The 19455-nt window shown below is 62.6% G+C and carries 17 protein-coding genes and 1 tRNA gene; 12 read left to right on the forward strand and 6 right to left on the reverse strand.

What is annotated here, in order from left to right; all coding sequences use genetic code 11:
* Positions 1-4 precede the first annotated feature (4 nt).
* Positions 5-81, forward strand: a tRNA-Arg gene (locus tag PW792_09085).
* An 8-nt stretch (positions 82-89) separates the two neighbouring features.
* On the opposite strand, the gene PW792_09090 is transcribed toward PW792_09085, so the two are convergent.
* Positions 90-1340, reverse strand: a complete 1251-nt coding sequence (locus PW792_09090; protein MDE1162083.1) for an MFS transporter — start codon at positions 1338-1340, stop codon at positions 90-92.
* A gap of 98 nt (positions 1341-1438) precedes the next feature.
* Here PW792_09090 and mnmA point away from each other — a divergent pair, with 98 nt between their 5' ends.
* Complete coding sequence (gene mnmA, locus PW792_09095) at positions 1439-2605, forward strand: tRNA 2-thiouridine(34) synthase MnmA (GenBank protein MDE1162084.1); 1167 nt, start codon at positions 1439-1441, stop codon at positions 2603-2605.
* 67 nt (positions 2606-2672) lie between these two features.
* Here mnmA and PW792_09100 read toward each other — a convergent pair whose 3' ends face one another.
* Both PW792_09100 and PW792_09105 read right to left on the reverse strand, forming a co-directional pair.
* Positions 2673-3239 (reverse strand): hypothetical protein, encoded by a 567-nt coding sequence (locus tag PW792_09100; GenBank protein MDE1162085.1) that lies wholly within the window; start codon positions 3237-3239, stop codon positions 2673-2675.
* A gap of 114 nt (positions 3240-3353) precedes the next feature.
* A complete protein-coding gene (locus tag PW792_09105; GenBank protein MDE1162086.1) occupies positions 3354-3779 on the reverse strand; it encodes a YtxH domain-containing protein in 426 nt (141 codons plus the stop codon).
* A 192-nt stretch (positions 3780-3971) separates the two neighbouring features.
* Between PW792_09105 and PW792_09110 the strand changes: the two genes are divergently transcribed.
* The 5 genes from PW792_09110 to PW792_09130 all read left to right on the forward strand — a co-directional run bounded on the left by PW792_09110 (position 3972) and on the right by PW792_09130 (position 9139).
* Positions 3972-4982 carry a BON domain-containing protein gene (locus PW792_09110; protein ID MDE1162087.1) on the forward strand — a complete coding sequence of 337 codons (1011 nt, stop codon included), beginning with the start codon at positions 3972-3974 and terminating at the stop codon, positions 4980-4982.
* 153 nt (positions 4983-5135) lie between these two features.
* Positions 5136-7010: a DUF1957 domain-containing protein gene (locus tag PW792_09115; protein MDE1162088.1), complete on the forward strand. Its 1875-nt coding sequence runs from the start codon at positions 5136-5138 to the stop codon at positions 7008-7010.
* Between the two features lie 9 nt (positions 7011-7019).
* Positions 7020-7892, forward strand: a complete 873-nt coding sequence (locus PW792_09120; protein ID MDE1162089.1) for a hypothetical protein — start codon at positions 7020-7022, stop codon at positions 7890-7892.
* Positions 7879-8508, forward strand: coding sequence for a class I SAM-dependent methyltransferase (locus PW792_09125; protein MDE1162090.1), 630 nt, complete (start codon positions 7879-7881; stop codon positions 8506-8508). The genes PW792_09120 and PW792_09125 overlap by 14 nt, the downstream gene beginning before the upstream one ends.
* A gap of 82 nt (positions 8509-8590) precedes the next feature.
* Positions 8591-9139: a histidine phosphatase family protein gene (locus PW792_09130; GenBank protein MDE1162091.1), complete on the forward strand. Its 549-nt coding sequence runs from the start codon at positions 8591-8593 to the stop codon at positions 9137-9139.
* Here the strand turns inward: PW792_09130 and PW792_09135 are convergent.
* Positions 9091-10674, reverse strand: a complete 1584-nt coding sequence (locus PW792_09135; GenBank protein ID MDE1162092.1) for a Ppx/GppA phosphatase family protein — start codon at positions 10672-10674, stop codon at positions 9091-9093. The two genes, PW792_09130 and PW792_09135, sit on opposite strands and share 49 nt — an antisense overlap.
* Positions 10675-10841: 167 nt before the next feature.
* On the opposite strand from PW792_09135, the gene PW792_09140 reads away from it, so the two are divergent.
* Both PW792_09140 and PW792_09145 read left to right on the forward strand, forming a co-directional pair.
* Positions 10842-12548: a glycosyltransferase family 39 protein gene (locus PW792_09140; GenBank protein ID MDE1162093.1), complete on the forward strand. Its 1707-nt coding sequence runs from the start codon at positions 10842-10844 to the stop codon at positions 12546-12548.
* A gap of 79 nt (positions 12549-12627) precedes the next feature.
* Entirely contained in the window at positions 12628-14592 is a 1965-nt protein-coding gene (locus tag PW792_09145) for a glycosyltransferase family 39 protein (GenBank protein MDE1162094.1), read from the forward strand.
* A gap of 83 nt (positions 14593-14675) precedes the next feature.
* Here the strand turns inward: PW792_09145 and PW792_09150 are convergent, their stop codons facing one another.
* On the reverse strand, positions 14676-15860 hold the full coding sequence (locus tag PW792_09150) for a glycosyltransferase (GenBank protein MDE1162095.1): 1185 nt from the start codon (positions 15858-15860) through the stop codon (positions 14676-14678).
* Between the two features lie 94 nt (positions 15861-15954).
* Here PW792_09150 and PW792_09155 point away from each other — a divergent pair, with 94 nt between their 5' ends.
* Positions 15955-17016: a lysozyme inhibitor LprI family protein gene (locus PW792_09155; protein MDE1162096.1), complete on the forward strand. Its 1062-nt coding sequence runs from the start codon at positions 15955-15957 to the stop codon at positions 17014-17016.
* 87 nt (positions 17017-17103) lie between these two features.
* On the opposite strand, the gene PW792_09160 is transcribed toward PW792_09155, so the two are convergent.
* Positions 17104-17502: a helix-turn-helix transcriptional regulator gene (locus PW792_09160; GenBank protein ID MDE1162097.1), complete on the reverse strand. Its 399-nt coding sequence runs from the start codon at positions 17500-17502 to the stop codon at positions 17104-17106.
* A 47-nt stretch (positions 17503-17549) separates the two neighbouring features.
* Between PW792_09160 and PW792_09165 the strand changes: the two genes are divergently transcribed.
* Positions 17550-18533, forward strand: a complete 984-nt coding sequence (locus PW792_09165) for an SDR family NAD(P)-dependent oxidoreductase (GenBank protein ID MDE1162098.1) — start codon at positions 17550-17552, stop codon at positions 18531-18533.
* 130 nt (positions 18534-18663) lie between these two features.
* The gene (locus PW792_09170) at positions 18664-19428 is read left to right on the forward strand and encodes a GDSL-type esterase/lipase family protein (protein ID MDE1162099.1); all 765 of its coding nucleotides are present in this window, start codon (positions 18664-18666) and stop codon (positions 19426-19428) included.
* Positions 19429-19455 lie beyond the last annotated feature (27 nt).

Here is a 19455-nt window from a genome sequence, read left to right on the forward strand (position 1 = left end):
CTGCGGACACGTAGCTCAATTGGATAGAGCACCGACCTTCTAAGTCGGGGGTTACAGGTTCGATCCCTGTCGTGTCCACCACTTCCAAACTACATTTCAGCGAACTCACGCTCTGACGCCGGCACATGCCGCTGAACGTGAGGCTGTGTGCGGCTGTAGCCGGTCACGTGGCGCAGGCCAGCAAGGCCGATCAGCGCCAGTTGCAACACGCAGACACCGTCCCACTCCCACCGCGACCACGCCATCGTCGACAGCGCCGAGCCCACCGCGCCACCGATGAAGTACATCGTCATATACACCGTGTTCAAACGCGAACGCTCTTCCGATCCAAGCCCGAAGATGCGCGTCTGGTTCGCCACCTGCAGCATCTGCTGGCCCATATCCAGCACCAGAACGCCGACCACCAGAACCACCAGGTGCACCGCCGTCGCAGCGTGAATCTTGTCGCCAAGCCACAGGATCACCAGCGCAAACGTAAACACCGCGCCCGCGACGGTTACGACGTACCGCGTACCGCGCTTGTCGGACAACCGCCCTGCCACAGGAGCCACCATGGCTCCAGCCGCGCCCACGATGCCAAACGACCCCGCAACACCCGGCCCCATGTGGTAATGGCTTGCGAGCATGAACGCCATCGTTGTCCAGAAGCAGCTGAACGACGCAAAGCTCAGCGCACCCATCATGCCAGCTTCGCGCAGCAACGGCTCTTTGCGGAAGATCGTTCCGAGCGACCGCAGCGTCGCCGCATAGCTTAGGCTCTGCTTGGGCTCCAGCCTCGGCATCAGCTTTGCCAGCGTCGGCACAAACGCCAGGTTCATCACCGCAGCCGCGAAGTACACCGTCCGCCAGCCATGCCACGCGTTCAACCACCCGGCAAACGTCCTGGCCAGCAACACGCCCAGCAGCAGCCCGGTCATCACTGTGCCAATCGCCTGCCCACGCTTCTCCACCGGCACAAGATCAGGAGCTATCGGCAGCGCAATATGCGTCACAGCGGCAAAAAGCCCGATCAGGATGCTCGCCGCGACCATGCTCCACAGGTTCGGAGCCAGCCCCGCCAGCAGCAGCGCCACCGAAACTCCGGCGTACAGCTTCATCATCAAGCCGCGGCGCTCGGCGATATCTCCCAGCGGAACCAGGCACAGCAGGCCGATCGCGTAGCCTACCTGCGTGGCCGTTGCGACAAACCCCATCGCGTGGGCGCTGGTGTGCAGGCTCGCGCCCATCACCATCAACAACGGCTGATTGTAGTAAATCGAGCCCACGCCGACAGCGCAGGCCAGGCCGAGAAACGGCAGTGCCCAACGCCCACCCATCGTGCTGTCTGAACTGCTCGCCATGGTTGTCTGAATCTTAGATCGCCTGAGCTTATAAGTGTAAGACAGGTTGCCGCCTCAGAGAACAGGCAAACGCCTGACATCGGAAAGAACTATCATGAATGGTGGTGAATACGCATACCTCCAATTCGCCCGCTGAGCAGCCCCTCGTCACCGACACCGCTGCCGAGACCATCGCCGTCGCCATGTCCGGTGGCGTGGACTCCTCTGCCGTCGCCGCTATGCTCGCCGCGCAGGGCTACCGCATCGTCGGCCTTACGCTGCAGCTCTGGAACCAACGCCGCCTCGCTGGTCGCGAAGGCATGCCCGAAAGCGTGCAGGGCCGCTGCTGCTCCATCGACGACGTCTACGACGCTCGTCGCGTCGCCGAGCAGCTCAGCATCCCCTATTACCTCGTCAACGCGCAGGAGCGCTTCGAGGATGAGGTCGTTCGTCCCTTCGTCGACGAGTACCTCGCAGGCCGCACGCCCATCCCCTGCACCCTTTGCAACAACCATCTGAAGTTCGACCAGCTCCTCGTCACCGCACGCGGCATCGGCGCGGACAAGATCGCCACCGGCCACTACGCACGCAATCGCTTCGACGACGAGCGCAACCGCTGGGTCATGTCGCGTCCGGCCGACAAGAGCAAGGACCAGACCTACTTCCTCTTCGGCCTCACGCAGGAGCAACTCGCCCGCACCCTCTTTCCGCTCGGCGAGATGCAGAAGCCAGCCGTCCGTGCCATGGCCGCCGATCAAGGTCTCGAACTCGCTCAGAAGCCCGACTCGCAGGAGATCTGCTTCATCCCCGGCGGCTCGTACTCGCAGTTCCTCCGCGCCTATCTCGACGAGCAGGGCCGCGAGCTTCCTGACTCCGCGGGTGAACTTGTCGCGTCCAACGGTGACGTTCTCGGTCAGCACGAAGGCATCCACGCCTTCACGGTCGGCCAGCGCAAGGGCCTCGGCATCAGCGCGCCGAACCCGCTCTACGTCCTGAAGATTCACCCGGGCTCACACCAGGTCGAGGTCGGCGAAGACGAGCAGCTCTACTCACGCACGCTCCACGCCAACCGGCTCAACTGGGTTTCCATCGCCGAACCCGGCGAGCCCATTCGCGTCGACATCAAGATTCGTCACCGCCACGAGCCTGCTCCAGCAACGCTCCGTGTCACCGGCCCCGACACCATCGAGGCCACCTTTGACGAACCACAGCGAGCCATCACTCCCGGCCAGTCTGCCGTCTTCTACCAGGGCGATGAAGTCGCCGGTGGCGGCTGGATTTTCTAGCTCTTTCCCCTTACGCCCAAACAAAAGCGGCGAGCCGAGGCTCGCCGCTTTTCACTTCTGTCCGACATTAGAGATCGTACGGTCCCGGTTCCTTCGTCCCAAACGGCGAACGCGCAATCAACGTATCCAGCCCGGCACGCAAACCAGCAATCACGCCAGCAACCTGACGCACCGGCCCCTTGATGCTCTCCTGCACCGTGCGCGAAACCTCATACGTCGTTGCCAACGCATCGGAAACAATGCCGTCCACGCGGGAGATCTGCACACGCGAACGTTCGTTGACGTCCTGAACCGTACGGTTGAGCTGATCAACCGTCGAAGCCAACTCATCGACCTTCACACGCACCGTGTAGCTGGTCTGCTCGAAGTTCGTCGCAGCCGTACGAATCTTCGGCCCCAGCTCATCCACTAAGGCGGTGGCCTTCTCAATCAGCGGCGCGGTCTTTTGCTCAAACGCCCCGGTCAGCTTATCGACCTTCATAAACATCTTGGCAGCGAATGCAGCGGCAATGCACACACCTACAGCCTGCGCCACCAGTGCAATACCAATCACCGCAGACCAGATCGAAATCTTATGCTGATCGATTCCGCCATCCTGAAACATCACCACCGCGATCGAACTCAATAACACCATCACGACCACCTCAAAAAGAAAATCAGTTCCACTCTACGGGCGCACTCACTTCCCCGCAAGCAAGAGGGCCGGCTCGTAGATCGAACCGGCCCTCTGCAATCCGAACAACACAGCTTACGAAGGAAGCACTTCGTTGGTCTTTTCGACGTAAGCTTCCTTGCCTGCATCCACTGCAGCGGCTACAGCCTGCTGTTGGTTCTGCACAACCTGCTTGCCCTTGTCGACGTACTGCGTCCACTGGGTGCGGCCCTTGTCGTAGTACTCCTTGCCCTTATCGGCATACTCGGACGCAACCTGCTTGCCCTTGTCCACGTACTCAGACGCAACCTGCTTGCCCTGCTCGACGTACTGCTTACCCTGCGTGACGCCCTGGCTGTACAGTTCGTTGGCGCGCTCACGTGCGTCCATCGCGCCAGCTACAAGCTCTTCCCGCGTTTCCTTGCCACTCTTCGGAGCGTACAGAACGCCCACCAGCGCACCGAGCCCGAGACCGGCCAGGAACCATCCAAAGCTACCTACGCCGTTATCGTTGTCTGCCATTACATCCTCCAGATGCGTTATTTCACCACGTCCTGCACATCTAAGCAGACTTCGCGGCGTTCTATGAAAGTGGATGCCCTCAACGAGCTCCGGGTTGTGTGCATACCGTCTTCGTAAGTTTTGCATAAAACTACTTGCGGCTTCTTCACTCACAGTTGCATCCTAACCGCGAGGCAACTCGGAGGCACGATTATGTTTGCAAAACTCTCCCTGCAACGGACAACGACCGCAATGGTTCTCTCCGCTGCAATGCTTGTAAGCGTCGGCTGCAAAAAGACAGTCGACGACGCCACTCTCTCCACCGAAGTTCAAAAAGCACTGGCAGGCGACCCCGCCATCGCCAAGCAATCGATCCAGCCCACCGTCGTCAACGGCGTCGTCACCCTCGCAGGCAACGTCACCGACGACACAGCCAGCACCGTCGCCGCGCAAGATGCGGCCCGCGTCCAGGGCGTCAAGGAAGTCGTCAACAACATCACCGTAGCGGGCATCGCGGTCACGCCGACGGTCACCTCGCCTGCCGCACCGGAGAACCCACGCCCTGCCACCAAGGCCGAGCAGCAGGTTATCGCCACACAGAAGACGCTTCCGCCGCCAGCAGCCAACGAGCCGCCACCGCCGCCGAAGCCCGTCGTACACAACATCACCCTGCCTGCAGGCTCCAGCATCCCAGTGCGCATCACGGAAACGCTCGATAGCGGCAAAACCGAAACCGGCACGCCCTTCAACGGCACCGTCACACGCTCGGTTTCGTCGAACGGTTACGTCGTCATCCCGGCAGGTTCTGCCGTCTCCGGCCGTGTTGTCGAAGCCAAGGATGCGGGCCACTTTAAAGGCAACTCGCTTCTCGCCATCCAGCTCACCGCAGTTCGCCGTCACGGCCAGCTTATCCCCATCACCACCGAGAGCTACGCCGTAGAAGGCAAGGGCCGCGGCAAGAACACGGCACTCAAGATCGGCGGCGGCGCAGCTGCGGGCGCTCTGCTCGGCGGCCTCTTTGGCGGCGGCAAGGGCGCTGGCATCGGAGCACTCGCTGGCGGCGGAGCAGGCACAGCCTACCAGGGCATGACGCGCGGTGAGCAGGTGCAGATCTCTTCAGAGAGCCTCATCCGTTTCCGCACGGCTAACTCCATCACCGTGCAGACCACCGAGCGCCCGGCCGAAGACGATGAGGCTCCGGCTCCCGGCCTCCAGACCCGATAATCGACAGCCAGCAAAAAGCGTCGGCAAACCTGCCGACGCTTTTTTGCGTCTGTAATCGCTTGTAGTCGTCTAATTCAGTAGCAGCTTGCCGCGCATCTACGGCGGTTACCCCTCTCACGCACCCCTGCCCCCCGAGAAGGATGTAGTGTGCCCTTGAGCACTTCGGCCGTACGCCCATCAGCGTTTCTTAGCTTGACCCTCCACGCGCATCTACCGTTCGTGGTCAACCACGGCACATGGCCCCACGGCATGGAGTGGCTTCTCGAAGCCGCCGCCGAAACCTACCTTCCCCTGCTGCGCGTCTTCACGCGGCTCGAGCAGGAGGGCATCCCGCTTCGCTGCAATCTGAACCTCACCCCTGTCCTGCTGGAACAGCTGAATCACCCAGCGTTCAAAGCCGAGTTCCCCCGTTATCTGGAGCGCAAGATCAGTGCCGCGCGTGAGGACGAATCCTACTTCCTCACCATGCAGCAACAGCAGTACGCCGAACTCGCTCGTTACTGGCAACACTTCTTCTCGGAAGCCCTTGAAGACTTCCGCGCCCTCGGCGGCGACTTCCTCTCGGCCTTCCGTGGCTTCCACCAGCGCGGTCAAATCGAAATCATGACCTCCGGCGCAACGCACGGCTACATGCCGCTGCTCGGCACCGATGAAAGCGTCCGTGCGCAGATCCGCGTCGCCGTACAGACGCACGAACGTCTCCTCGGCGAACGTCCCCGAGGCATCTGGCTGCCGGAGTGTGGCTACCGCCCGGCAGGTCGCTGGGAGCTCCCTGTTCCGGCCGCCGATGGCTCGCCGCTGCCCCCTGCCGCCGAGCGCATAGGCATCGAAGAAGCCGTCTCCGAGGCCAACCTCGACTACTTCTTCGTCGATACGCACCTGGTTGAAGGCGCAGCCGACATCGACTCGCCGTACTTCCGTTCGGCTTCTGCCGCGCACGTCCGCCTGCCCGAAGGAACCGACGCTCGTCGCCTCTATCAGCCCTACTTTGTCGACGGCCCGTACACCTCCGCTGGGAACGCCGAAGCAGCCGCAACGATCTTCCCGCGCGACCCGCGCACCGGTGCACAGGTCTGGTCTGGCGACACCGGCTATCCCGGCGACGAAAACTATCTCGACTTCCATAAGAAACGCTGGCCCGGTGGTCATCGTTACTGGCGCGTCACCGGCGGCAACGTCGACATCGGCGACAAGCAGATCTACGTCCCGCAGCACGCCGCCGAACGCGTTCAGGAGCACGCCCGCCACTTCGTCGAGCTCGTCTGGTCCGCTCTCAGCCCCACAGCCTCGACGACCAAGCCGCCGATCCTCTCTGCGCCTTTCGATGCCGAACTCTTCGGCCATTGGTGGTTCGAAGGCCCAGCCTGGCTGGAAGCAGTCGCCCGCGCCGTCCATGCCCCAACCAGCGGCCAGAACAGCGGCCTCGCGCTCTCCACCGGCTCCGAGTACCTCGACAGCTATCCGCGTGCCGGCTTCCTCGCTCTGGCAGAAGGTTCTTGGGGAGCGCACGGCAACAACGAAGTCTGGCTCAACAACCAGACCTCCTGGACCTACACCGAGCTTTATCCTGCCGAGTTGCAACTTCGTGAACTCGCCACCGATACCGCCTGGCACACCAACGAACTTGCCGCTCGCATTCTGCGCCAGATGTGCCGCGAACTTCTCCTGCTCGAAAGCTCCGACTGGCAGTTCCTCATCACCACCGGCGCCGCACAGGACTACGCCTCAGCTCGCTTCCGCGGCCACGCCGACAGCTTCAACGACCTCCGTCGTCTCTACGCCACGGCGCTGCAAAGCAGCCTCGGCGAAGCAGACACGCACCTTCTCACCGCCATCGAAGCCCGCGACAATCTCTTCGCCGAGATCGACCCAGCCTTCTGGGCTACTGGAGCCCACGCCACACGTACCTCCCCGGCCACCGTCCACGGGGAACACCCGACCTTGCCCCCTGCCGGACGCAAGCCCCCGACAGGGGACGCCACTCTCAGCGAGCTGCCCAAGTTCCACACCGAAAGGTCGGAGGCGTAAGCTAAACCTATGCAGCACAGCGCCATCGCCACGAACAAACGCCCCACGCTCCACCTTGTTCCGCCGCGTGCGCCTCGCTATAGCCCCATTGTTCTCTGGCATCTGCTCTCGCTCGACGCCCCGACCGTTGCCGCCGTCTGGACGCTGCTCGTCGCCCACGCTGCGCACATCCATCTCCCGTGGCAGACGCCCGTCGCACTCTTCGTCGCGGTCTGGGCGCTCTACGTCGTCGACCGCCTGCTCGACACCACCGACCTCGAAGAGCGGCATCGCTTCCACCAGCGCCATCGCGGCCGCTTCCTTGCGCTTGTCGCCTGGGCCGCTCCCGTTATCGCTCTGCTGCTGCATCGCATCGACGCCGCCGCGCTACGTCTCTACATTCTTCTCGCCAGTCTGCTGGCCGCATGGTTCATCGTCATCCATGCCCGGCACGGTGCGCACCGTCTGCCGAAAGAACTCGCCGTCGGCCTGTTCTTTCCGGCAGCTATCTTTATCCCCACCGTCGCTCGCTTTCCTGACTTGCGCCTCACGCTGCTGCCGCCCGCGCTCCTGCTTGCAGTCGTCTGCACACTCAACTGCCTCTTCCTTTACGCCTGGGAACACCCGCACAATCGCCTCCGCGCTCACTGGACGACACGCTGGGCCACCGCCCACCTCGACATGCTCTCCATGGTGGCGCTCGGAGTTTCGGTCGTGCTGGGCGTCTTCTACCGCGAAGACCTGCGCATCATCCCCGTAGCGTGCGGGCTCGCTGTCGGCTTCCTGCTGTTGCTCGACCGCACGCGCCACACCCTTCGTCCGCTGGTCGTGCGTGCGCTGGCTGACGCCGCGCTGCTTTCGCCGCTGCTTTTCCTCCCCTTCCTGCACAATGCCGGGCTTTGATCGCGTGGCGCGGCTCTACCGCTGGGCAGAATACCTCGCCCTCGGCCCGCTGCTCACACAAACCCGCAACCACTGGCTCCCCAAACTCACCCACATTCGCCAGGCAACCATCTTCGGTGATGGAGACGGGCGCTTTCTCGCACGCTTCCTGCAGCAAAACCCCGCCGCGCACGCCCACGCCATCGACGCCAGCCCCTGTATGCTCAAACTTCTGCAGCAGCGCAGCCTCTTCGCCGCGGCAAGACGCACCACGGAACTAGCTACCCTGCCTGAAGCCCTTCCGGCTCCCGACAGCGACCTGCTCGTCACCCATTTCGTCCTCGACTGCCTGCCCCAAACTGCCGTCGATCGTTTTGCAGAGCAATGCTTCGCCCGCACCGCACCCGGCACCCTCTGGCTGGTGTCAGACTTCGCGCCCATGCGCTCCCGCTGGCTGCGCCCGGCCTCGCGACTCTACATTCGCTTGCTCTATCTCTCGTTCCGCATGTTGACCGGGCTACGAGTCACGCAACTGCCCGACTCGTATCAGGCACTTTCGCAGGCAGGCTTCCAGCGCATCGCCCACACCGAACGAGTCAACGGCCTGCTCTTCACCGAACTCTGGCGTCGCCCATAAAATGGTCTACAGGAGCACTCCCGCTCCGTGACATCAGCCGTTCATACAGAACGTGTACGCTGCAAACCATCGGAACGCTCGCATGAATCTATTCGTACTTCGCCACGCCTCTGCAGGAACCCGCCGCCCGAACCCGCTGCTCGACGTCAAGCGTCCACTCGACAAAGACGGCAAGAAACACGCGCTCTACCTAGCCTACGTGCTGAACACGATGAACGTGACCTTTGATCTCGTCGTCTCCAGCCCGCTCAAGCGTTCCCTGCAGACGGCACAGCTTGTCGCCACCGAAACCGGCTACGAGCAGAACGTGCTCATCTCCAACGCGCTCTCTCCCGCCGCGACCTACACACAGTTTCAGCACATGCTGCGCGAGTGCGATGGCCACGAGAACGTCCTCGTTGTCGGCCATAACCCCAACCTGACCGAGTTCCTTGGATCGCTGATCTCACCCACCGCAGCCCTCAACGAGAACCCGGAGAACGCCCGCGTACGCCTCCGCAAGGGCTCGCTCGCGCGCCTCAACTACCAGCGCGGCCCAGCTACCCTGCAGTGGCTCCTCGACCCTCGCGTCGTGCGCGGCCTTTACACCACTTCGACGAAGAGCTCTCTACGGAAGATCTCGCGGAAGTAAGCAGCTTCCTTCTTCAGCGACCACGCTTCCAGCTCGGCTCCCCCACGCGCCGGCACCAGTTCCAGCACCACACGCTTCGGAAACACCTTCACCTGCATCTTCACCGCGGACAGTGCGCGGTCCTGGTTCAGTGCCTGCGCCAGTCGCAGCAGCACCACCGCCCGCACTACGTGGCCGTGCTCTTCCACCGGAACCGCCCGCATCGGACGATCCATCGCATCCGGCCTGCTCTTGCCCAGGTAGCGTGCAATCGCCGCCACAATCGCCCGCTGCTCCGGCGACACGCCAAAGATCTCCGAGTTCGCAATGATGTAATGCGTGTGCCGGTGATGCCCCTGGTGATTCAGGAACTTACCCACGTCCTGCATCATCGCCGCAGCCTGCAGCCACAGACGATAATCCTGCGGCAGTTCATGCACCCGCGCCAGACCATCGAAGATCTGCAGCGCATGGAGCCGCTCCGGTTCAGCACGCTTCAGGTCCACACGATAACGCTCGCAGACCGCCATTACGCCTTCCCAGCGCTCGGCCTCAATCGTCCTGTGCGCTGACGTCTTGACATCGATATCTGCCAGCATCGCGGCCAGGATGCCGTCACGCAGCCCAAGCGGCGAGTACCGGAAGCCCGGCAGCTCCATCCGCTCCAGCAGCGACGCATAGACCTGCGCTCCGCCCGCAATGATGTCCGCGCGACGGGCTCCAATGCCCGGCATTGCAGCGCGTTCCGCGTTCGTCAGCTTCAGCAAACGATCCGCAAGCCGACGCACGCTCCCCGTATCTGCCTGCATTAGCTTGCCCAGAGCAGCGTTCGTCGTGCTCAACATCCGCTTGCCCTTCACCACCTTCTTTGGCACGCTGCCCTGCGCCGCGTAGAAGTTGCTCGCTTCTGCCAACGCAGCCGCCGTGCCCGAAGTCGCCAGAACAAGATCAATCCGTGGCTTGCCCAGCTTGCGCTGTCCGCGCGTCAGTTCGCGGTCAATAAACTTTCTCAGCCTGCCGACATCTTCCTTCGACGGCTTCTCTTCGCGCAGGAACTCCTGCTGCAAACGCACTGCGCCCAGCGGCAGGCTCACCATCTCCTTGATGCGTCCCGCTTCGCTCACCGTAATCTCGCAGCTTCCGCCTCCAAGGTCGACCAGCAGGCAGCGTCCGCGTGCGCCCGCCTCATGCGTCATCACCCCGAGATGAATCAACCGGCCCTCTTCGAGCCCGGAGATCACCTCCAGCGTCCATCCTGTCGCTGACTTCACCCAGGCCTTGAAGGCATCTGCGTTACGAGCATCGCGCGTCGCGCTCGTCGCCACCACGCGAACCCGGTCCACCGCATGCATCTGCACCGCTTTATGAAAGCGCTTCAGCGCCTTCACGGTCACGGCCATCGCTTCCGGCGAGATCACACCCGCTTCAAAGACGCTCTCGCCCAACCGGGTAATTTCGCGGTCTTCATGCAGTGTCTTCAGCCTGTGTCCAACCACCTCGGCAATCGCCAGACGGCACGAGTTCGATCCGATATCAATCGCTGCAAACGTTGGCACCTGAGCCCATCCTCTTGCCGAAGCCTCGACATAAGCAAGATACACGCGGTCACGGTGTTTCTCGCAACTCAACGACAACGCGTAAAGTCTATAGAAGGTATATGCAGCGTCTCGCTACACGAAAAGCACGGCTTGTTTTGCTCTTTCTCGTCTGGGCAATCGTATTTGTGGCTTCCACATGGGCGCCGCCACTGCTCGACGACGCCGACGCGACCCACGCCCAGGCCGCGCAGTACATGCTCCACTCCGGCGACTGGACCACGCTTCACGTCAACGGCATCCGCTACCTCGAAAAAGCGCCGCTGCCCTATTGGCTCACCGCCATCAGCATGAAGCTCTTCGGCGAGAACGCCTTCGCGGCGCATCTGCAACTCGCCCTCACCGTCCTGGGCCTCGCCCTGCTTGGCTGGCACTGGGCGCGCAAGGCCTTCAGCGAAGACACAGCCTTCCTCACCGCGCTCGCGACGCTCACCTCAGCGGGGGTCTTTCTCTTTACCCGCGTATTCATCCCCGACGCTCTTCTCGCGCTCCTGCTCTGCGCCGCGCTTTACTGCGCCCTTCGCGCTCTCGAAGAAGACTCGCCAAAGCACGCCTACGCCTTCTGGGTTGCGATGGCACTCGCTGTCCTCACCAAGGGACTCGTGGCTATCGTTTTCCTTGCCGGGCCGCTGCTGATCTTTGCGCTCTACACCCGCCAACTGGCCAGCCTCAAACGCCTGCGCCTCGCCACGGGCACGCTGCTCTTCCTCGTCATCGCTGCGCCCTGGCACATCCTCGCAGGCCTGCGCAACACCGGCGGAGCCAACGGCCACGGCTTCTTCTGGTTCTACTTCATCAACGAGCACCTGCTGCGCTTTCTCGGCAAACGCCTGCCGCGCGACTACAACAAGCTGCCCGCCGCCGCCTACTGGCTGCTGCACCTCGTCTGGCTCTTTCCCTGGAGCCTTCTGCTGCCCTCTGCTCTGCGCCGACTCGATCAGCCCACCGACACAAGCTTCACCCGCAATACCACGCGGCTGCTCACCCTCTTCTCGGCCTTCGTCCTCATCTTCTTCTCCATCTCGACCAACCAGGAGTACTACACGCTCCCGGTCTACCTTCCGCTGCTGATGCTGCTCTTCGCCAGCCTTACCCGGCAGCCCGCGCCGCGCTTTGTCACAGCCAGCCTCAGCACCTTCGCCGTCCTGGGCTTTGCAATCGCCGGAACCCTCGCTGCGGGTCTATGGTCTTCCCGCAAGCTCCCTTACAACCCCGACATCGGCAGCGCGCTCGCGCACAGGGCGGTAGGCAACTACACGCTCTCCATGTCGCACTTCTTTGACCTCACCGGCTCCTCCTTCGCCGCACTCCGGCTCCCGGCCACACTCGCCGCGATCACCTTCGCCCTCGGACCGCTCCTCGCGCTGCTGCTCTGGATGCGCCAACGCCGCCTCGTTCCCGCGCTTACCACCGTCGGCGTCACCGCAGCTGTCTTCCTCGTCGCCGCGCACATCGCCCTGGTCCGCTTCGGCCCCATGCTCTCCTCCAGGGACTTCGCCGTCCGCATCCACACCATCGAGCAGCAGGACCCCGCCACCGAAACGCTCCTCTTCGGCGATCAGGCCTACGGCTCCTCCATCCCCTTCTATCTCCACCACCGCGTTCTGCTCGTCGACGGCCGCTCGACGTCCATGCTCTTCGGCAGCACCTTCCCCGACGCTCCGCCGATCTTCCTTACCTCCGCCGACCTCCGCGCCCAATGGGGCCAGGGCCCTCGAAAGATCCTCTTCGTCCCCCAGGACCACCGCGCCGAAGTCGCCCGGCTGCTCCCGCAAGCCATCCCCGTCGCCGAAGAGTCCGACAAACTCCTGCTCACCGACCGCCCACTGCCCTAATCCCTGAAGGCGTGCAGCAAGTGCTTTCGCCCGCTCAGACACGAACCAGGGCCCCAACCGCTATCCTAGAAACACACCCGTGACACGTCTCTTTTCAATCCGCAAACGCTCGCTCGCCCTCATCACTCTCGTCTGGGCCATCCTCCAGCTTGGTGGCATGTTCACGCCCGGCCTCCTCGATGACGTTGACTCCGTCTACATCCGCATCGCGCGCGAGATGCTCTCGCGGCATGACTACGTCACGCCCACCATCGACGGCATCCGCTTCTTCGACAAGCCGCCCCTCATGTACTGGCTCGCAGCAGGCTCCATGCGGGTCTTCGGTATCCATGACTGGGCCGCACGCCTTCCGCTCACTCTCGGCTTTCTCGCTCTGCTCTTCGCCGCCTACGCGCTCGGCAATCGCTTCTTCCGCACGCTCTCACCGGCGCACGCGCCCGACCGCGCCGGACTCTACGCCGCGCTCGCCCTCGCCACCTCCATCGGGCCGTACCTCTACACCCGCTTCTTCATTCCGGACATGCTCGTCACGCTCTTCATGACGCTCTCCGTCCACACCTTCCTGCTCGCCCTGGAACGCGCTCGCAGCCGCTCCTCCGCGCTCTGGCCCATGCTCGGCTTCAGCAGTACGCTCGCTCTCTCGCTGCTCACCAAGGGCCTCATCGGCATCGTCTTCCCCATCGGCTTCGCGGTCTTCTACCTCGTGTTCACCGGGAACCTCCGCCTGCTCGGTCGTCTCAAGCTCCTGCCGTCGTTGCTGACGTTCCTCGTCATCGCCCTGCCGTGGCATATCCTCGCCGCGCTGCGTAACCCTGCGATCGCCATGCCCGCAGGCGTAGGCCTCCCTGCCCGCGCAGGCTGGGCGTGGTTCTACCTCTACAACGAGCACATCGCCCGCTTCCTCTCCAAACGCATCCCGCACGACTACGGCAACGTCCCCGTGCCGCTTTTCTGGCTGCTGCTCGTCCTCTGGCTGCTTCCGTGGGCGGCGTTCCTCCCCGCAGCTCTGCGTGACGCCGTTGCGTCGCTCCGCACGCGCATGCGCGGCGGCCTGAACCTCCGCTTCGACTCCGACCCTCTCGCCGGAAGCCCCGGCTTCAGCGCACCGGATCACTCCGCCGAGGCCGCGCCCGCACTTCTTCTCTGGGCCGGCATCATCCTCGGCTTCTTCACCATCTCAGCCAGGCAGGAGTACTACCACCTCCCCGCCATCCCGGCGCTCGCGATCCTCGTCGGCGGAGTTCTCGCCGCAGCCGAACGTCAGCCCACCAGCCACGACGCCGCACTTACCTCAGCAGCTGCCGCCACTTCGCTTTCGCCCGAACGCGCCCGCCGACAAACCCTCCTCGCTTCCGGCTGGTTCCTTGCTCCCTTCGGTACGATCCTCGCCGCCATCTGCGGCTTCTTCGCCATCACTGCGCCACATCCTCGCGCCGGACTCACCCTCAGCGACGCCCTCACCAGCAACCCCGCTGACTACAACCTCTCGCTTGGCCACCTCTACGACCTCACCGGCGCGGCCATGGGCTTCTTCCGCGGCCCGCTGGCGCTTGTTGCGATTGGCATGCTGGTCCTCGGCCCGATTGCCTACATCATCCGCCGCAAAGGCCGCCTCTTCGCCGCCAACCTCACCGTCGTCGCCGGCATGACAGCGGTTCTCGTCGCCGCGCACGGCGGCCTCGTCCGCTTCAACCCCATCCTCGGCTCCAAGGACCTCGCCCTCGCCATCAACGCCGTCAAACAGCCCGGAGACCAGATCATCCTCGACGGCGAACTCACCTCCGGCTCCACGCTGCTCTTCTACTGCGACCAACCCGTCCTGCTCGTGAACGGACGCGTCAACGGCCCGTGGTTCGGCTCCTTCTGGCCCGACGCCCCACACATTTTCCTCGACGACGACGCCCTCCGCCACCGCTGGTCCGGCCCTGAGCGCCTCTTCCTCCTCACCTATCACCCCGACCAGCGGATCCCCGACCTCTCCCGATTCGGCCCGGTCCACATCCTCGCCACCTCCGGCGGCAAGACCATCCTTACCAACCGCTAGAGTCTCAAGAATTGGCTTTGAGATAGCAATAAAGAAGCGCTCGCTGACACAGCGAGCGCTTCTTTGTATGTACCCTTTGGCTCTTACTCCGGCGACTCCACTCTGCCGCCTTCCTTCAACTTATAGATCTTGCCTCGGTAGTAGAAATTCTCCCCGCCATAGCTCGCCATCCAAAGCATGCTGCCCAGCGCATCGCGCATGGGATAGATCAGCGTATTCGCCAGCCAGCCCGAATCCCCCATCGCGTTCAGAATCACACCCGCCTGCAACCAGCGATTGACGACCAGCCCCGCCAGCCACAGAAGCCCCAGCCCGGCGTGCCCGCTCAACAAGCCCCAAGCCAGCCCCAGCACCGCAAACGGCGCGGCAAACGTCAGCCCAGACCCCAGGTGTCCCCACGGACGCGACCGCCGCGTGCTTTGCATCCAGCGCAACTGGTTGCGGAAGCTCAGCCAGAACGGCGAATCCTGCACCATCAGCCGGATCACATGCGTGGCCATCTTCACGCCCTTGCCCTGCTCGGCCAGACGATTGCCGATCACAAAGTCATCAGCATAAAACTGTCCCAGTTCATCGAAGCCGCCAACATCCTGAAAGCTCTTACGACGCGTCACCATCGTCGCGCCCAGAGCAAACTTTGTGCCTTCGATCATGTCCGCAACCAGCACGCCGCTAGTCATCTCGACGCTCTTGCCTACCGCGTCCAGTCGCGACGATATGGCAGCGCCTTCATGCGCCGTCCCCAGGTACACACAGCTCGCCAACGCCAGCTTCGGATCGCGCAGGTTCTGCACCAGTCGCAAAACGTAATCGGGTGTCACGCGAACATCGGCATCAGCGGTCACATACTGATCAAACCGCGCCACCGAATCCAGCTTCGCCAGCGAGTACACCTTGGCGTTATGAAACTTCGGCATCGGCTCGCCGCAGGTCACAAACTTGGCACTCACCTGTGGGTAGCGCTTACCGACCTCGCGTGCCAGCATCAGGCCTTCGTCCGTCTCCTGCCGTGCACAGAACAACAGCTCCCACTCTCCCGGGTACTGCTGCTCAAAGAACGACTCGAAGTTTCTCTCCATGCCCGGCTCGGTGCCATGCACCGGCTTCAGCACGCTCACAGACGGCAGAAAGTCCGCCGGAGCGCGCCGGTCGCGTCGCCGACGCAGCCCAAAACGCGTCGCCGCCACTATGACCATGCCACAGTAAATCGAAGAAGTGACGGTGCCCAGCATCGCCACCCAGAACAGAACTCGTAGAAAAATGTGCATCGAAAAAGGCGCTCTTCCCTTGCCTCAACCGCAGCAAGAAAGACGTGCTTCCAGTGTAATCTTTGCGTGCACTACACTGCACTCAGACCCGACTATGCGCGCCTTCCGATTTGCCCTTCCGCTCCTCGTCTCGACGACAGCTTTCGCCGCCAGCTTCAACTGCAAGCTTGCCAGCACCCCGCGAGAGAAAACCATCTGTGCCTCGCCTGCGCTCTCCAAAGCCGACGACGAACTCGCCGCAAAGTACAAAGCGCTGCACGAAAAGCTCTCCCCCGAAAGCGCCGCAGACCTCCTGAAAGACCAGCGCATCTGGCTCGCATACCTAGACAAAGCCTGCGCCCCAAACCTGAAAGCTGACCGCGCGAACATCTCCGAGTGCCTGCTTGGCGAGTACAACAGTCGCAAGCCGGACTTCGACAGCACCACCCTGCCCTCTGGACAGGTCCTCTTCACCCGCGCCACCTACATCGCGCGTCCCACCAAGCTCGTTCCTAACGACGATTCAGACATGGACCCCGGCGTCGGCACCGGCATCTTTCGCTGGCCACAGATCGACCGCGCGACCAGCCAGCAGACGGCCTTCAACCACTCCGTCCTCGCCTACCTGTTGGAGAGCAGCAAGAACGACCCGAAGCAAGCAGCAACCTTCCTCGCCTCCACCGATCCGCACAGCTCCGTCGACGTCTCCTGGACCCTCCGCGCCGTCAACGACAAACTCCTCAGCATCGACTTTGAGCAGTTCAGCATGACCTACGGCGCAGCCCATCCCAACACCTTCGACAGCACCTTCCATTGGAACGTCGCCGCAGGACGCCCCCTTCAGGTCACCGACGTCTTCAACAACGCCTCTGGCTGGAGCACCAAACTCATTCCCGCCGCCCGGCAAAAACTCCGCGCCATCCCCGACATGAGCGAAATGCTCTGGAACGGCGACGAACTGACCAAAGGCATTGGCAACGGCCTCTCCAATTCGTACGAATGGACGCTCTCGTCCAAAGGCTTCACCGTCACCTTCGCCCAGTATCAGGTCGCAGCCTACGTCGCCGGAATGCCGGACATCACCTTCACCTGGCAGGAATTGAAGCCCTACCTCAACCCCAGCTTCGCGCCCTCCGGCCTGCCAAAGCCGACAACCAGCAAGCGCGACAGCCAGTAAGCGAATCCAGCAAACGACAGCGGCCGCTCCCCAGGAGCAGCCGCTTCTTTCTATCTCGAAAATCTAAACAACCGTAATCCCGGGCGATTAGCTTTTCTTCTTCGTCCCAGCCGCAACCACCGTACGCCGCACAGGCACCAACCCTGCCTGTGTAGGCGTCATGCCCTGCTGCATTCTCGCCAGCATCTCGGTGCTTACATAGTCCACGAACCCCTGCATCTGCCGGTTCATCTCTTCCATGCGCTCGCGCATCTGCAGCACCACGGCGATTCCCGCCATGTTTACGCCCAGATCACGCGCCAGATTCAGAATGAACTCCAGCCGTTCCAGATCTTCATCCGTATAAAGCCGTGTGTTGCCGTCCGACCGAGAGGGCCGTAACAGGCCTTCGCGTTCGTACAGTCGCAGTGTCTGCGGATGAATGCTGTACATCTCGCTCACAGACGAGATCATGTACGCGCCCTTGGTTTTACGACGTGTTGCCATCGCCCAAAGAATAACCCGTCCGGCACAACCGTGCATCCTATCCGTACATGAGCGGATTCCTCAAAACCGTCACCCTCGGCTTTTCCGTCGCAGCCGGATGCACAGCCGGAGCCACACTCGCGACCATCGGCGCAGCCTGCTTCGCCGTCAACAAGCTGCGTGCGCAGCCCATTGCGGACAACGCTGTCGTCGTCATCACTGGGGGCTCCCGCGGCCTTGGACTCGCCCTAGCCTCCCGCTTTGCCCGTCGCCCTGTCCGCCTTGTGCTGGCCTCGCGCAAACGCGAAGAGCTCGAACAGGCGCAAGCAACACTGCTTGCCCAGCACCCGCATCTCCAGCCCGAAAGCTTCTATCTCGTCGACGTCGACCTCTCCGAGCAGGAAGGCTGTCAACGCCTCATCGACGAAACCATCGCCCGCTTCGGCCGTATCGACGTTCTCGTGAACAACGCTGGCATCATCGAAGTCGGCCCTGTCGAGTCCATGACGCTCGAAGCCTTTGAAAGCGCCATGCGCATCAACTTCTTCGCCGCGCTGTATACGACCTGGTACGCCCTTCCGTACATGCGCCGCCAGCAGCCCCTGCAAGGCAAACGTCGTGCCGCCGTCGTCAACATCGCCTCCATCGGCGGCAAGTTCTCTGTGCCACACATGCTGCCTTACTCTGCCGCAAAGTTCGCGCTCGTCGGCTTCTCCACCGGCCTCCATGCAGAGCTTCGCGCCAAAGGCATCCGCGTCACCACCATCTGCCCTGGCCTTATGCGTACCGGCGGTGAAGCCCATGCCAAATTTGTCGGTGACATTGCCGCCGAGCAAAAGTGGTTCAACCTCGCCGCAAAAACTCCGGGCATCGCCACCACCACCAGGCACGCAGCCAACAAGATCTACTCTGCCGTCGTCCACGGCCGTGCCGAAGTCACCGTCACACCACAGGCATGGCTCGGCGCACGCTTCGCCGGAGTTTTCCCAGAAACTTTGCAGTGGATGAACGCACTCACCAACCAGCACATCCTCCCGCCTGCCCCTGAATAGCTACTCGCCACACCCCTTTCGCGTCTTCTCCTTGACCTGAGCGCCTCGGCGTCGAAGCGTTCTGTTCGTGGGACCCATCAAATTTGATCGGCCTATGTTAGCGTTATCTGGCTCCACGAAAGGAACCACGATGCGTCTTGCCACTCTTCTTCTCATCGCCTCGACCCTGTCGGCAACAGCCCAGACCAAAGCCCCGGAAGTTCACGAGTCGCAGTACGTCAAGATGCGCGAAGCGCAAAAGGCCGATCCTTCACTGCGCCTGAGCGACTACGCAGGCCTCGGCTTTTACGCCGACGCCAACGCCGCCCTCGCGGCCCCCAAACCCGGTGCTCCGCCACGCGTACTCTTCTTCGGCGACTCCATCACCCATAACTGGGGCAATAAAAACTACTCCGACCTCTTCCAGCGAAAGTCGAATTACATCAACCGCGGCATCGGCGGCCAAACCACCGGCCAAATGCTTCTCCGCTACCGCGACGACGTCCTAGCGCTGCAGCCCAAAGTCGTCGTCCTTCTCGGTGGCACCAACGACCTCGCCAGCTACAAACTCCCGGACGTCGCCGCCTTCATCGAAGGCAACATCCAGTCCCTCGTCGAGCTCATGCAGCTCCACGGCGAACGCGTCATCCTTTGCTCGCTCACTCCGGTCTCCGACGCCATCAAGCCCCAGACCGACCGCCGCGACCCCGCAAAGATCCTCGCACTCAACGCCTGGCTCAAGCAGTACGCCGCAGCAAAGCACATTCCCTTCGTCGACTACTACGATGCCGTTACTGACGGCCACGACCGCATCCAAACCGCGCTCACCATCGATGGACTCCACCCCAACCACGACGGCGTCGCCAAAATGGAACCGCTCGTCGAGGCCGCCATCGCCGCAGAGCTCAAGAAATAAAAAGGGGCCCTTTAAAGAGCCGCTTTC

The organism is Acidobacteriaceae bacterium, from assembly GCA_028283655.1.
Classification (GTDB): Bacteria; Acidobacteriota; Terriglobia; order Terriglobales; family Acidobacteriaceae; genus Granulicella.